A 13,552-nucleotide genomic window follows, 5' to 3' on the forward strand; every position below is an offset into this window, starting at 1 on the left:
TCCCGTTCGGATGTCAGGATCGGACCAGCCGGGCGATCGCCGCGCTGGCCTCCCGGATCTTCTCCTCGGCGACGGGGCCACCCTCGGTGGCGGCGTCGGCGACGCAGTGCTTCAGGTGTTCGTCGAGCAGACCCAGCGCGACGGCCTCGAGGGCCTTGTTGACCGCGGCGACCTGGGTCAGTACGTCGATGCAGTACTTGTCGGACTCGATCATCCTGGTGATGCCGCGGACCTGGCCCTCGATCCGGCGCATCCGCTTGACGTGCGCGTCCTTGGTGTCGGCGTAGCCGGGCATCGCGTCCTCCTCGGGGTCCACCGTCACCATACCCCTAGGGGGTAACGGTATCCACCCGGGCTGTAGCGTCCGGGGTGTGACGGACCGGACCCGGCTGCTCGTGCTCGTGCTGCCGGTGCTGCTCGGGCTGCTGGGGATGCACGCGCTCGCGGCGCCACCCGCGCCCTCCGGTGTACACCACGCTCCCGCGGTCGCCGCACCCTCGGTCCCGCACGGGTGGAGGGGTCGTCGACTCCCGACCCGCACGGCATGCCCCACGACGGGGCGTCGCACCTGCTGCACCTGTGCCTGGCCGTGCTCGCGGCCGGGGTCGTCCTGGCCGCGGCGGTGCTGCTGTCCGGGTTCGCGCCGCTGCCGTCGTCGCGCCGGCCGGCCGGTCCGGGGCGCCCGCGGACCGCACCGACGGCCCGCCCGCCCCCGGTCCCACGGCGGCTCGCGCTGCTCTGCGTGTCGCGGACGTGACCGGCCTCCGGCGCGGGAGAGCGCCGGAGCCGCCGAGCACCCACGACACGGGAGTACCGACACATGACACGCACTAACGTGGCGCTCGCCGCCACGGCGCTGGCCGCTGCCCTCGTCCTGACCGGCTGTGCCGGCGGGGGAGCGTCCGCCCCGCCCGCGGCCTCGTCGAGCAGCGCCGACGTCGCCTTCGCCCAGGGCATGATCCCGCACCACGAGCAGGCGGTCGCGATGGCGCGGCTCGCCGACGGCCGCGCCGGAGCCCGGGTGCGCGACCTCGCCGCCCGGATCGAGGCGGCCCAGGGCCCGGAGATCGGCCGGCTCCAGGGGTTCTTGGCCGACTGGGGCGCCGCACCCGCCGCGGACCATCACGGCGGTCACGGCGACATGGCCGGGATGATGTCCGACGAGCAGATGGCCGGTCTGGGACGCGCGTCCGGCGCCGCGTTCGACCGGTCGTTCCTCGAGATGATGATCGCCCACCACGAGGGGGCGGTGACCATGGCCCGCGCGGAGCTCGATACCGGGGTGGACCCGCGGGCCCGGGAGCTGGCGCAGCGGATCGTCGACGCGCAGCAGGCGGAGATCGCGGAGATGCGGGCGCTGCTGGGCTGAGGTGGGCTCGGCCGCCGCACGGCTCGGGCCGTGGGCAGCGTCGGCGGGGCGCGGTCGGTTCGGTCGACCGCGCCCCGCCGTTGTCCCAGCTCAGCAATTCGCACTAGCGAACGGAAACTAGCGATCGAACACACGTTCGAGTATCGTTGATGGTGTGACCGCGACCCAGGAACCACCCGCCCACGCCACCGGCGTGCCCGGCGACGGGTTCTCCTCCGGTGACCTCACCCTGCTCCGGTTCCATGTCGAACAGGCACTCGCCACTGACACCGAAGGGCTGTCCGAGGCCGAGCTGGTCGACCAGATCCAGGAGATCGAGTCGCTCCAGGCCTCCCTCGCCGCCCTGCAGGCGAGCCGGATCCGTGCCTTCGCCCAGGCCCACGTCGAGAACCGGCGCGTCGACGACCGGAGCGACTTCGACAAGATCCACCGCAGCGTGGTCGCCCAGATCCAGCTGGCCTGCCGGGTCTCCACCGCCGAGGCCCGCACCCGGGCGGCGAACGCCCGCGACCTGCACTCCGGGCTCGACCGGATCCGCGGCCTGCACCGAGCCGGCGAGCTCAGCGCGGCGAAGGTGTCCGCGATCGCCGTCGAGTGCCGCGACCTGAACACCACCCAGCGGGCGCGGGTCGACTCCCGGCTCGCCGCCGTGCGTGACCTGACCCGGTACGGGATCGGGCGGCTGCGGGCGATGACCCGGCGTCTGGTCGCCGAGATCGCCCCCGACCGGTTCCGCGCCCGCGTCCACGCCGCCAAGGCCGAGCGCCGGGTCACCCTGCGGCCCGCGCCGGACGCGATGAGCTACCTGACCGCCTACGTCCCGGTCGAACAGGGCGCCGCCTGCCTCGCCGCGCTGCAGAGGGCGTTCGTCGAGGTCCAGGTCGACCCGCAGCCGCTGACCCGCACCCGCGGGCAGGTGATGGCCGACACCCTCGTGGAGCGGGTGACCGGTCAGGCCACCGCGACCGCGGTGAACCTCGAAGTGCAGGTCACCGTGCCCGTGCAGGCGTTGCTCGACCCGCAGTCCCCGATCCCCGCGGAGATCCCCGGCTTCGGACCGGTGCCGGCCGATCTGCTCGCCACATCCGAGGGGACGAAGTCCCTGCGCCGGCTGCTCACCGACCAGGGCATCGTGATCGGCGGGGACTCCCGACAGCGCACCTTCACCGGCCTGCTCGCCACCCTGGTCAAAGCCAGGGCGCAGAACCGGTGCACCGAGCCCTACTGCGACGCACCCGTCCGTCACGTCGACCACATCCAGCGGGATGCCGACGGTGGGCGGACGGAGCTGGAGAACGGGCGCGGAGTCTGCGAGTTCCACAACCACGTCCGCGAACAACCCGGATGGCACATCGCCCGGGCCCCCGACGGGGCCGTCGTCACCACCACGCCGACCGGGCACACCTACCGCGGACCGGACTGACACTTGCGGTTGACGCTACGTCAACTTCTACCGTCGCTCCCATGACGGACGAGCCCTGCTGGAGCACCGACGACGTGGTTCGCCTGGCCGGGGTCAGCTCACGCACCCTGCGCCACTACGACCACATCGGACTCGTGCCCCCGGCCGGGACCGGCCCGGGTGGACGGCGCCTCTACGGCCGGACGCAGCTGCGTCGGCTGCAGCACGTGCTGTTGCTACGGGAGCTCGGACTCGGCCTGCCGCAGATCACCGCGGTGCTCGACACCGGGTCGGACGCCGCGGAGGTGGACGCCTTGCGTGTCCACCACGGGCGGCTCCTCGACGAGATCGCGCGCCTGCGCCGGCTCGCCGACACCGTCGCACGATCCATCGGAGAACGAGAGGGGAGAGGCGAGATGACCGCCGAGGAGATGTTCGAGGCATTCCGGGACGACCCGCACGGGGCCGAGGCCCGGGACCGCTGGGGCGCCGACGCCGTCGCCGTCCAGGAACGCGTCGCCGACTGGACACGCGCCGACGCAACGGAGCTGACCGCGGACTGGGAGTCGGTCCTGCGCCGGCTCGCCACGGCACGCTCCGCCGGGGACCCGGTCGACGCGCCGTCGGTGCAGGAGATCGTCGCCGACCACCATCGCTGGGTGAGCCGGTTCTGGGTGCCGGCTCGCGAGGCCTACACCGGGCTCGGCGAGCTCTACGCCGACGACCCGCGCTTCGCCGGGCAGATCGACGCGCACGGCGCCGGGCTGAGCGGCTACCTGCGCGACGCGATCGCCGTGTACGCGGCGGAGCGCCTGGAGCAGCCGTGACTCAGGTGAACGAGATGTGCACGTGGTCCATGTGGTTCGCCGTCGCCCCGCCCCGGTCCTCCTGGGCCTTCCAGCCGCTGCCGGTGTCGATGCGCTGCTGCCAGATGATGTAGGAGATCCCGAGGTCGTCCCAGTTCTGCTTGGCGTAGGCGGCGAGCCGGTCGCCGGTCGCCTTGTCGACCATGAAGTCCAGAGCCTTGCCGCTGGGGTGGTCGGAGGCGTTGCCGCGGCTGCCGATGCCCAGCACGGAGTCGACGCCGAACAGGCAGCGCAGCTTCTCCCCGGCCGTCGCCACGTTCGCGGCGACGCCCTCCATGCCCGCGGTGCCCAGGGCGCACGTGGTGGACCCGGTCGGGCCGCCGCCCGAGGGGGCGCCGGAGCTCCCGGCCGAGGACCGCGCGGAGTCGGCGGCGCGCGCGGCCGCCTCCCGTGCCTCGCGGGCGGCGGCACGGGCGCGCTCGCGCGCCTCGTCGCGGGCCTTCACCGCGGAGCCGACCGCACCGTCCGCAGCGCCGACGATCGCGTCGACGTCGACCGGGGGCGGCGGCTCGGCCAGCGACCGGGCCGCGCCGGCGTGCGCCGACGGCGTGGCCGAGGCCGCCTCGGTGAGCGAGGCGTCCGCGGCCGGGGTGCTGAACGCCTGCAGGGCGAGGTCGTCGACCCGGGGGAGTCCACCGCCCGTCGCGGCGTGCGCGGCGACGAGGCCGCCACCGGCGAGCGCGGAGGTGAGTGCCTGCAGGGTGCGGGCCCGCCCCGCGCGGCGGTGCCTCCCGCCCCGCTCCGGGCCGACGTCACGGGTGACGACGGTCGTCGACGGCAGGGGTCGGCTCGGGTCGGTCCGGCTCGGGGAGCGCCGGGCCGCCACGGAGCCGGGGATGTTCCTCGGCACGCAGGGCGTCCTTCCTCGTCGGAGACGGCTGCGCCCGTGTGCCTGGGGAGCGGGGCGCGCGGGTCCTGCTGGGGATCAGGACCGTGACCGTTCCGTGATCGACCGTACGGATCGGGTTGTCCGCGTGGGGCCGGTCCGCGACCACCGGCCGTCGCGGTGCTGCGAGTGGCGGGCCGCTCGGCCGGAAGGATCAACCGTGATCCACCTGTTGCCGAGGTGGTCAGGCGTCCTGGACGTCCCAGGTGCCCGCGGCGTAGTCGAGGGTGACCCGCAGCGCGCCGCCGTCGCCGTGGCTGACGTAGACGAGCCGGTCGTCGGTGGCCTCGGCCACCTCGGTCCGCGCGTCGTACAGCCAGGGGTGGCGCCTGCGCAGCCCGATCAGCTCCTGGTGCACGGCCAGGACGTGCGGGTCGGCGCCGGAGGGGAGGGACCCGTCGGCGGGGAACTCGGGGCGGACCGCGTCGTCGCCGCCGGCCCGCTCCTCCTTGACCCCGGTGAGGCCGAGCTCGTCGCCGGCGTAGACCGAGGGGGTGCCGCCGACGGTGCAGAGCACGGCGACGGCCAGCTCGATGTGGCGGCGGTCGTGCAGCTGCGACGCGAGCCGGGTGACGTCGTGGTTGCCGACGAAGGTGTTCGGCACCGCGGCGGCGACGAACCGGTCGTGGCGCTGCAGCGCCCACGCCAGCTCGTGCGGGTTGCCGTCGTTGAGGCTCGACCAGATCGCCTTCCACAGCTCGTACTGGGTGAGCGCGTCGATCGTGGTGGCGGCGGTGATCGCGTCGTGCTCGCCGTGGATGACCTCGCCGAGGAACCAGGCATCCGGGTGGCGCTCGCGGACGCGGGGGAGCACGTCGGCCCAGAAGTCGTCGGGAACGGTGTAGGCGGCGTCGAGCCGCCACCCGTCGGCGCCGCGGTCGAGCCAGTGGCAGAGGATCTCGACGACGTGGTCGCGGACCGCGGGGTTGTCGTGGTCGAGGGTGTGCAGGCCGGGGTGGCCCTCGAAGACGGCGATCTCCCCGTCGTCGGTGTGCCGGAACCAGGCGTCGTCCGGCCCGCCGGGGTCGGCGCGGGCGGCGAGCAGCCGCGGGTGCTCGGGGCCGACGTGGTTGAACACGCCGTCGAGCAGGATCCGCAGGCCGCGTCCCTTCGCCTCGGCGACGAGCGCGTCGAAGTCGGCGTCCGAGCCCAGGCGCGGGTCGATCCGCAGGTGGTCGGTGGTGTCGTAGCCGTGGGTGGCCGAGGCGAACACCGGGCCGAGCAGGAGCCCGTTCGCCCCCAGCGCGACGGCGTGGTCGAGCCAGCCGATGATCCGCCGCAGCGAGTGGTCCGCGCCGTCGCCGCGGTCGGGGTGGGCCCCGGTGAACCCCAGCGGGTACACGTGCCACCAGATCGCGTGCCGTACCCAGTCCATCCGCGCGACCCTAGTCGTCGAACGGGTCCCCGGCCCGCGCCCCGCCGAGCGCGCGGAGCAGCGAGGCGAACCCGCCCGCCACGTGCTCCTCGGTCGCGGCAGCGGCCCGGTCGGCGTCGCCGTCGGTCACCGCGTCGAGGATCGCCCGGTGCTCGGCGGCCGAGGCTGCGGCGCGGTCGTCGTCGTGCAGGGTCAGGTCCCACGGGAACGCCTGCCACAGCGCGGCGATCCGCTCCGGCAGCGCGGGCACGCCGCACCGGTCGTAGAGCAGGAAGTGGAACTCGCGGTTCCGCTCGCGGGCGGCGGCCGGGTCGTCGGCGGGGTGGTCGAGGACGGCGCGGGCCCGGGCGAGGTCGTGCCGCGAGACCCGCGGCGTCGCGCGGCGGACCGCGTAGGCCTCGGTGAGCCGGCGCACCACGTAGGTCGCGGTCACCCGGTCCACGTCGACGCCGGCGACCCGCACCCCGCGGTGGTGCTCGGCGACGACCAGCCCCTCCGCGGACAGCAGGCTCAGCGCCTCGCGGACCGGGGTGATGGACGCGCCGAACCGGCGGGCCAGCTCGTCCTGACGCAGCGGCGTCCCGCGGGCGAGGCCGCCGCCGAGGATGTCGCGGCGTAGCTCGTCGACGATCCGGTCCCGCTTGGTGCTCACCGCTCGTCGAGCCAGGCGAGGACGGCCGCGGTGTGCTCGCCGACGGCCGGGACCGGGTCCATCCGCGCGGTCCGTCCGGCGACGGTGATCGGCGGCTGCAGTGCGCGCAGCGGCCCGACCGGGCTGCCGACCTCGGTCCACCGGTCGCGCGCGGCGAGCTGCGGGTGCTCCAGGACCTCCCCGACCTCGCGCTGCCGGGCGTGCGCGACCCGCGCCTGGACCAGCCGCGCGACGAGCTCGTCGCCGGTCAGGCCCGTGAGCACGGTGTCGATCTCGGCGTGCAGGTCGGGGCGGTTCTCCACCCGGGCCCGGCCGCTCGCGAACCGCGGGTCGGTCGCGACCTCCGGGCGGCGCAGCACGACCTCGCAGAACGTCGCCCACTCGCGTTCGTTCTGGATCGACAGGACGACGTCGGTGCCGTCGCCGGCGGAGAACGTGCCGTACGGGGCGATCGCGGCGTGGCTGGTGCCGGTCCGCTTCGGGGCGGTGCCGCCGTAGCCGGCGTAGTAGAGCGGGTAGCCCATCCACTCCACCAGCGAGTCGAACAGGCTGACCTCGAGGTCGGTGCCCTGCCCGGTGCGTTCCCGCTCGTAGAGCGCGGACAGGATGCCGGAGAAGGCGTACATGCCGGCACCGATGTCGGCGGCCGGGATGCCGCTCTTCGCCGGCGCGTCCTCGGTCCCGGTGATCGAGACGAGCCCGGCCTCGGACTGGATGAGCAGGTCGTAGGCCTTGGCGTCGCGGTACGGGCCGGACGAGCCGTAGCCGGAGATCGAGCAGGTCACCAGCCGCGGGTACCGCTCGCGCAGCGCCGCGGCACCGAGCCCGAGCCGCTCGGCGGCACCCGGGGCGAAGTTCTGCACGAACACGTCGGCCCGTTCCAGCAGCCGCAGCATCGTGGCGCGGCCGTCGTCGGACTTGAGGTCGAGGGTGACCGACTCCTTGGATCGGTTCAGCCACACGAAGTGGCTGGACATGCCGTGGACGGTCTCGTCGTAGTCGCGGGCGAAGTCGCCCGAGCCCTCGCGTTCGATCTTGATGACGCGGGCGCCGAGGTCGGCGAGGTGCCGGGTCGCCAGCGGTGCGGCGACGGCCTGCTCGCAGGACACGACGAGCAGTCCCTCCAGGGGGAGTGTCATCAGATGCTCCGCCCGCCGTCGACGGGCAGGACGACGCCGGTCAGGAACGCGGCGGCGTCGGAGGCGAGGAACACCGCGGCGTCGGCGACGTCGCCCGCCTCCGCGAGCCGGGCCAGCGGGATGCCCGCGACGAAGCGCTCGCGAGCCGCCTCGGGGTCGTCGGTGCCGAGGAACTTCGGCAGCATCGGGGTGTCGGTGGCGACCGGGGCCAGGCAGTTGACCCGGATGTCGGGCGCCAGCTCCAGGGCCAGGGTGCGGGCGAGGTGGTTGGCGGCTGCCTTCGACGAGGCGTAGGCGCCGAACCCGGGACGGGTCCGCTCGCCCATCACCGACCCGGTGATCGTGACCGCGCCGCCGCCGGTGCGCCGCATGGCGGGCACCGCGGCGCGCACACCGAGCCAGACGCCCTTCACGTTGACGTCGAAGATCGCCGAGAACTCCTCGGGGTCGGCGTCGAGCGCGGGGACGGGGAAGCCGGTGAGCCCGGCGTTGCAGGACAGCAGGTCCAGACGGCCGAACGCGGCCTCGGCCCGCTCGACGGCAGCGGCGTTCGCCGCGGCGTCGGTGACGTCGACCCGGAGTCCGACCGCCCGCTCACCGAGCTCGGCGGCGGCGCGCTCCGCCGCCTCCCCGTCCAGGTCGGCGACGACGACCGACGCCCCCTCCTCGACGAACCGCCCGGCCGTGGCCCGGCCGATGCCGGACGCCCCTCCGGTGACGATCGCGACCTTGCCCTGCAGTGCGCCCGCGGCCATGACGGCTCCTCGACGTCGAGACGATGCCTGATCCTCACGGATCATGCATCATCCGTGAGGATCGTGCATCACGCCCGGGCGGCGGCGACGAAGTCGCGGATGCGGGCGTGGTCCTTCACGCCGCGGGACGACTCGACGCCGCTGGAGACGTCGACGCCCCAGGGACGGACCCGGCGCACCGCGGTGGCGACGGTGTCCGGGTCCAGCCCGCCCGCGAGCAACCACGGCCCGTCCGGCTTCGGGTCGAGCGCCTCGGCGTCCCAGCGCTCGCCGGACCCGGCGACGGGGGAGTCGAGCAGCAGCACGTCCTCGCCGTACAGGCCCACGGTGAGGTCGGGGTCGTGGGCCAGCGAGGTCGCCCGCCACAGGGTGATCGGCGCGCGGGCGGCCGCGGTGAAGTCGTCGCGGGTGTAGCGGCCGTGCAGCTGCAGCACGTCGGCGCCGGCGTCGGCGGTCACCGCCGCGGCCCGGTCGGCGGGCAGGTCGGCGACGACGACCACCGACCGCACGCCGTCCGGCACCCGGGCGACGAGCGCGCCGAGGTCGGCCGGGTCGACGTGGCGGGGGCTCGGCGGGTACACGACGAACCCGACCGCGTCGGCGCCGGCGGCCACGGCCGCGTCGACGTCACCGGGGGTCCGCAGCCCGCACACCTTGACGAACACGCGCCCGACCCTACGGGGCGCCCGGGCTCAGAGCTCGAGCACCAGCCGCGGCGACCGGGACCGCGACACGCACAGCATCATCACCTCGTTCGACGCCTGCTCCTCCTCGGTGAGCAGCGAGTCGCGGTGGTCCGGCTCGCCGGCGAGGACCCCGGTCTCGCAGGTCCCGCAGGTCCCCTCCCGGCACGAGGACAGCGTCGCGATCCCGGCGCCCTCCAGGGCGTCGAGGATCGAACAGCCCGCCGGGACGGCGACGACCGTCCCCGACCCCGACAACTCCACCTCGAACGCCTCGTCCGGGCCGTCGAGCGCGCCGGGCCGGGCGGAGAACCGTTCCACGTGCACCGGCACGCCGAGACGCTCCCCCTCGGCTTCGACGGCGGCGAGCAGTCCCTCCGGGCCGCAGCAGTACACGGGTCGCCCGGCGGCCGCGGCCACGATCCCGGCGACGTCGAGCAGCCCGGCCTCGTCCTGCGGCACCAGGGCCACCCGGTCGGGGTGACGCCCGGCGAGCTCGCTGAACGCCATCGACGCCCGGCTGCGCCCGCCGTGGACCAGCCGCCAGTCCGCGCCCGCGGCGTGCGCCGCCGCGATCATCGGGACCAGCGGGGTGATGCCGATCCCGCCGGCGACGAACACGTAGCCCGGGGCGTCGACGAGTGCGAACCGGTTGCGCGGCCCGCGGACCAGCACCGTGTCGCCCTCGGCGACGACGTCGTGCACGTGCGCCGAGCCGCCCCGCCCGGCGGGTTCGCGCAGCACCGCGACCCGGTAGACCGAGCGCTCGCCCGGGTCCCCGCACAGCGAGTACTGCCGGACGAGGTCCGCGGTCAGGACGAGGTCGAGGTGCGCACCGGGCGTCCACTCCGGCAGCTCGGCGCCGGACGGGTCGCGCAGGGTCAGCAGCACGACGTCGTCGGCGAGGAGCTCCTTCTTCTCCACCACCAGGTGCAGCTCGGGTTCGGTCACGACGTACTCCAGGTCTCGTGGTCCTCGGGGCAGCCCAGCAGCCAGTCCCACAGCGGCACCGGGTCGTCGAAGACGCGTTCGGCGCCGCAGTGGCACACCGCGCGCAGCAGGTCGGTGCCCAGCACCCAGTGGATGCGCTGGACACGGTGCCCGTGCAGGACGGGCGGGGCCTCGGGGATCGCGCTCACCGGGCGGGCGCCGGGGACGGGACCGCCGGTGCCGAACCGGCCATCCGGGCGAGCATCCGGCGTGCGGCGAGCCCGCCGGTGTCGATGTTGACCGACAGCTCCTGGTAGCCCGCCGGCTCGGTCGCGATCACCTTCTCCAGCACGTCGAGCGCCTCGACGTCCTGCAGCACGACGGTGCGGTTCTGCTCGGCGAGGAACGCCGAGACCTCGACGTCGTCGAGGGCGAAGTCGCGCGCGACCATCCAGAAGTCGTGTGTGGAGTGCTCGGTCTCCGGGGTGATCGCGTAGACGACCTCCACGTGGAAGGCGTCGGGGTCGGAGCCGTCGGGGTGCGGGACCGAGCCGACCGGCGCGATCCGGGAGTGCAGCTTGTACAGGCACGGCGGGGTGTACTCGATGTCCTGCCAGCGCGAGATCCGCCCGGACAGGCCGGTGGAGCGCTCGTAGAACGGCGGGCACTCGGCGTCGGCCATGTGCCGGGAGACGTAGACGACGCCGGCGTCCTCGTCGACCTCGGTGGAGATCGGGGTGGCCGCGACCTCGGGGGTGCCGATGTAGCCGCCGTGCAGGTAGGTCTCGTGCGACAGGTCGAGCAGGTTGTCCACCAGCAGCGAGAACCGGGCGGCCAGCGGCTCCATCCCGCGCACCGTGGTCCACGCGGCGTCGTCGAGGTAGGTCGCGCGGGGGATGCGCAGCGGGTCGGCGAGCTCCGGGTCGCCAATCCAGACCCAGATCAGCGAGTCCTGCTCGACGACGGGGTAGGCCGCCAGCCGGGCCGTGCGTGGCACCCGGTTCTGCCCCGGCACCGCCACACACCTGCCGTCGGCGCCGTAGGTGAAGCCGTGGTAGCCGCAGACGACGGTGTCGCCGACGAGCCGGCTCGGGGCCTGGGACAGCGGGAACCGGCGGTGCACGCAGCGGTCGGCGTGCGCGGTGACCTGGCCGGCCTCGGTGCGCCAGAACAGGATCGGCTCGTCGCAGATCGTGCGGCCGAACAGCTCGCGGCCGATCTCGGCGGAGTAGGCGGCGACGTACCACTGGTCGCGGGGGATCGAGCTCATGCGGGGACTCCCTGGGTGGTGGGGGTGCCGGATCGGCGGAGCAGCAGGACGAGGGCGGCCGCGCCGACGAACACGGCCGCGAAGAGCAGGTAGAGCGACTGCGGGGTGGCGCCGCCGTCGAGCAGCGCCCCGGCCAGGGTCGGCGCGAGGATCGCCCCGGACCGGCCGACCGCGAGCGCGGTGCCGACGCCGGTGGTGCGCACGTCGGCGCCGTAGGAGGTCGGTGCCATCGCGTACAGCCCGGCGACGCAGCCGTTGACGAACAGCCCGACCAGCGCGGCGACGACGAACGCCACCGCGAGCGAGGAGGTGCTGGTGATGAACACGGCCAGCAGCACCGCGGTGGCCAGCAGGTACCCGGCGAGCACGTGCCGCAGCGCGAACCGGGCGGCGAGCAGGCCGAGCCCGGCGGCGCCGAAGATGCCGCCGACGTTGAGCAGGGTGCCGCCGGCGATGCCCGCGTCCGGGGAGAGCCCGGCCTCGACGAGCAGGGTCGGCGTCCAGCTGGTGACGAAGTAGAACCCGGCCATCACGCAGAAGAAGCTGACCCAGAGCAGCACCGTGGTGCGCCGCAGCGCCGGGCGCAGCAGCGCCCCGTACCCCGCGGCGACGCCGGTCCGCACCGGGGCGCCGTCGGGGAGGGCGGGCAGCGCCGCGTGCCCCATCCGCGCCAGCAGCGCGTTGACCCGCTCCAGCGCCCCGGCCGGGCGGCGCACGAGCAGGAAGTCCAGGGACTCCGGCAGCCGCCACCAGACCAGCGGGACCGCGGCCAGGGTGGCCAGACCCCCGGCGAGGAACACCGACCGCCAGCCGAACTGCCCGATCAGCGTGGCCGCGAGCACGCCGCCGAGGACGGCCCCGATCGCGTAGCCGGTGGAGTTCAGGCTGACCGCGAGCCCCCGCCAGCGGGCCGAGGCGTACTCGGCGGCGACGACGTTGCTGGTGGCGAGGATGCCGCCGACACCGAGCCCGGTGACCAGCCGCAGCGCGCCGAGCTGGCCGGGGGACTGCGCCGCCGCCGAGCCCAGCATCGCCAGCCCCGCGACGACGAGGCAGCCCAGCACGACCGGCCGTCGCCCGACCCGGTCCGCCCACGGTCCGATGAGGACCGACCCGGCGGCCATGCCGACCAGGCCCGCGGACAGGAGAAGGCCGAGCTGGCTGCCGGACAGCCCCCACTCGGTGGCGACCGAGCGGCCCGTGAAGGCCATGACCAGCACGTCGAAGCCATCGAGGACGTTGAGCAGGACGCACGCCGCGACCGCGCCCCACTGGTGGCGGGACATCGGTGCGTCGTCGAGCAGACGGCGGACGGTGTCCGCCGCGGGGGGTGGGCGCATGGTGGGACTCCGTCGTCGCCGCGCGGTCGTGGTGGTGCAGCGAGGATGCGGGGCGACGGGGGCCGCGCCGTACGTCCCTTCCGGAGAATGGAAGGGTTTCAGCGCGTGGTGGTGCTGAGCGCGCGGCTGATCCCGGCGGCGGTGGTGCGCACCAGCGGGGCGAGCGCGCGGGCGGACACGCTGCCGTGCCGCACGACGAGCGAGACGGCCGCGACGACCTGGCCGCGGGCGTCGGAGACGGGGGCGCCGACCGACAGCGCGTCGTCGGTGACCTGCCGGTCGCTGACCGAGTGGCCGTCGCGGCGGACGTCGGCGAGCATGCGGCGCATCCGCTGCGGGTCGGTCACCGTGAACGGGGTGTAGCGCTCGATCCGCGCGCCCAGCACCTCGTCCTGCAGCTCCGGCGGCGAGTGCGCGAGCAGCACCAGACCGACCCCGGTCGCGGTGAGCGCGAAACGCCCCCCGACCCGGGTCTGCACCGGGACCGCGCCGGACCCGGCGAGCCGCTCGACGAACACCACCTCGGCGCCCTCGCGCACCGCGAGCTGCACGTTCTCCCGGGTGACCCGGGACAGGTCCTCCAGGAACGGCAGCGCCGTCTCGCGCAGCGCCTGCCCGCGCGGGGCGAGCGCGCCGAGCTCCCAGACGCGCAGCCCGATCCGGTAGCGGCCCTCGTCGTCACGTTCCAGCGCGCCCCACGCCGCCAGGTCGGCGACGAGCCGGTGCGCGGTCGACAACGGGACGTCGGCGTGCCGGGCGAGGTCGCTGAGCGACAGCGCGGGCCGGTCGGGACCGAACGCGTCGAGCAGGCCGAGCGCGCGCACCACGACCGACCCGGTCGGTCCCACCGGGTGGCCGCGACGCGACGTGGTCATGCCCGCCAGT

At 74.8% G+C, this 13,552-nt stretch carries 16 protein-coding genes; 4 read left to right on the top strand and 12 right to left on the bottom strand.

The window, feature by feature from the left end:
• Positions 1–13: 13 nt before the first annotated feature.
• Positions 14–295, bottom strand: a complete 282-nt coding sequence (locus KPL57_RS03610) for a metal-sensitive transcriptional regulator (RefSeq protein ID WP_226350647.1) — start codon at positions 293–295, stop codon at positions 14–16.
• Positions 296–544: 249 nt separating this feature from the next.
• Between KPL57_RS03610 and KPL57_RS03615 the strand changes: the two genes are divergently transcribed.
• From KPL57_RS03615 to KPL57_RS03630, 4 genes are all read left to right on the top strand, one after another.
• Complete coding sequence (locus tag KPL57_RS03615) at positions 545–757, top strand: hypothetical protein (RefSeq protein ID WP_226350448.1); 213 nt, start codon at positions 545–547, stop codon at positions 755–757.
• Between the two features lie 63 nt (positions 758–820).
• Positions 821–1,369 (top strand): DUF305 domain-containing protein, encoded by a 549-nt coding sequence (locus KPL57_RS03620; protein ID WP_226350449.1) that lies wholly within the window; start codon positions 821–823, stop codon positions 1,367–1,369.
• Between the two features lie 154 nt (positions 1,370–1,523).
• On the top strand, positions 1,524–2,792 hold the full coding sequence (locus tag KPL57_RS03625) for an HNH endonuclease signature motif containing protein (protein WP_226350450.1): 1,269 nt from the start codon (positions 1,524–1,526) through the stop codon (positions 2,790–2,792).
• A 41-nt stretch (positions 2,793–2,833) separates the two neighbouring features.
• Positions 2,834–3,598 carry a MerR family transcriptional regulator gene (locus tag KPL57_RS03630; protein ID WP_226350451.1) on the top strand — a complete coding sequence of 255 codons (765 nt, stop codon included), beginning with the start codon at positions 2,834–2,836 and terminating at the stop codon, positions 3,596–3,598.
• A 1-nt stretch (position 3,599) separates the two neighbouring features.
• Here the strand turns inward: KPL57_RS03630 and KPL57_RS03635 are convergent, their stop codons facing one another.
• The 11 genes from KPL57_RS03635 to KPL57_RS03685 all read right to left on the bottom strand — a co-directional run bounded on the left by KPL57_RS03635 (position 3,600) and on the right by KPL57_RS03685 (position 13,542).
• Positions 3,600–4,487, bottom strand: a complete 888-nt coding sequence (locus tag KPL57_RS03635; protein ID WP_226350452.1) for a hypothetical protein — start codon at positions 4,485–4,487, stop codon at positions 3,600–3,602.
• Between the two features lie 220 nt (positions 4,488–4,707).
• Positions 4,708–5,898 (bottom strand): alpha-amylase family glycosyl hydrolase, encoded by a 1,191-nt coding sequence (locus tag KPL57_RS03640; RefSeq protein WP_226350453.1) that lies wholly within the window; start codon positions 5,896–5,898, stop codon positions 4,708–4,710.
• 10 nt (positions 5,899–5,908) lie between these two features.
• Entirely contained in the window at positions 5,909–6,550 is a 642-nt protein-coding gene (locus tag KPL57_RS03645) for a GntR family transcriptional regulator (RefSeq protein ID WP_226350454.1), read from the bottom strand.
• On the bottom strand, positions 6,547–7,689 hold the full coding sequence (locus KPL57_RS03650) for a CaiB/BaiF CoA-transferase family protein (protein WP_226350455.1): 1,143 nt from the start codon (positions 7,687–7,689) through the stop codon (positions 6,547–6,549). Before KPL57_RS03650 ends, KPL57_RS03645 begins: the two co-directional genes overlap by 4 nt.
• Positions 7,689–8,444 carry an SDR family oxidoreductase gene (locus KPL57_RS03655; protein WP_226350456.1) on the bottom strand — a complete coding sequence of 252 codons (756 nt, stop codon included), beginning with the start codon at positions 8,442–8,444 and terminating at the stop codon, positions 7,689–7,691. Before KPL57_RS03655 ends, KPL57_RS03650 begins: the two co-directional genes overlap by 1 nt.
• A 68-nt stretch (positions 8,445–8,512) precedes the next feature.
• Positions 8,513–9,109, bottom strand: coding sequence for a phosphoribosylanthranilate isomerase (locus KPL57_RS03660; protein ID WP_226350457.1), 597 nt, complete (start codon positions 9,107–9,109; stop codon positions 8,513–8,515).
• 27 nt (positions 9,110–9,136) lie between these two features.
• Complete coding sequence (locus KPL57_RS03665; protein WP_226350458.1) at positions 9,137–10,078, bottom strand: PDR/VanB family oxidoreductase; 942 nt, start codon at positions 10,076–10,078, stop codon at positions 9,137–9,139.
• A complete protein-coding gene (locus tag KPL57_RS03670; protein WP_226350459.1) occupies positions 10,075–10,266 on the bottom strand; it encodes a hypothetical protein in 192 nt (63 codons plus the stop codon). Before KPL57_RS03670 ends, KPL57_RS03665 begins: the two co-directional genes overlap by 4 nt.
• The gene (locus KPL57_RS03675; protein ID WP_226350460.1) at positions 10,263–11,327 is read right to left on the bottom strand and encodes an aromatic ring-hydroxylating dioxygenase subunit alpha; all 1,065 of its coding nucleotides are present in this window, start codon (positions 11,325–11,327) and stop codon (positions 10,263–10,265) included. The genes KPL57_RS03670 and KPL57_RS03675 overlap by 4 nt, the downstream gene beginning before the upstream one ends.
• On the bottom strand, positions 11,324–12,667 hold the full coding sequence (locus KPL57_RS03680; protein ID WP_226350461.1) for an MFS transporter: 1,344 nt from the start codon (positions 12,665–12,667) through the stop codon (positions 11,324–11,326). The genes KPL57_RS03675 and KPL57_RS03680 overlap by 4 nt, the downstream gene beginning before the upstream one ends.
• A 98-nt stretch (positions 12,668–12,765) precedes the next feature.
• The gene (locus KPL57_RS03685; RefSeq protein ID WP_226350462.1) at positions 12,766–13,542 is read right to left on the bottom strand and encodes an IclR family transcriptional regulator; all 777 of its coding nucleotides are present in this window, start codon (positions 13,540–13,542) and stop codon (positions 12,766–12,768) included.
• Positions 13,543–13,552: the final 10 nt, after the last annotated feature.

The organism is Pseudonocardia sp. ICBG601 (assembly GCF_020496245.1).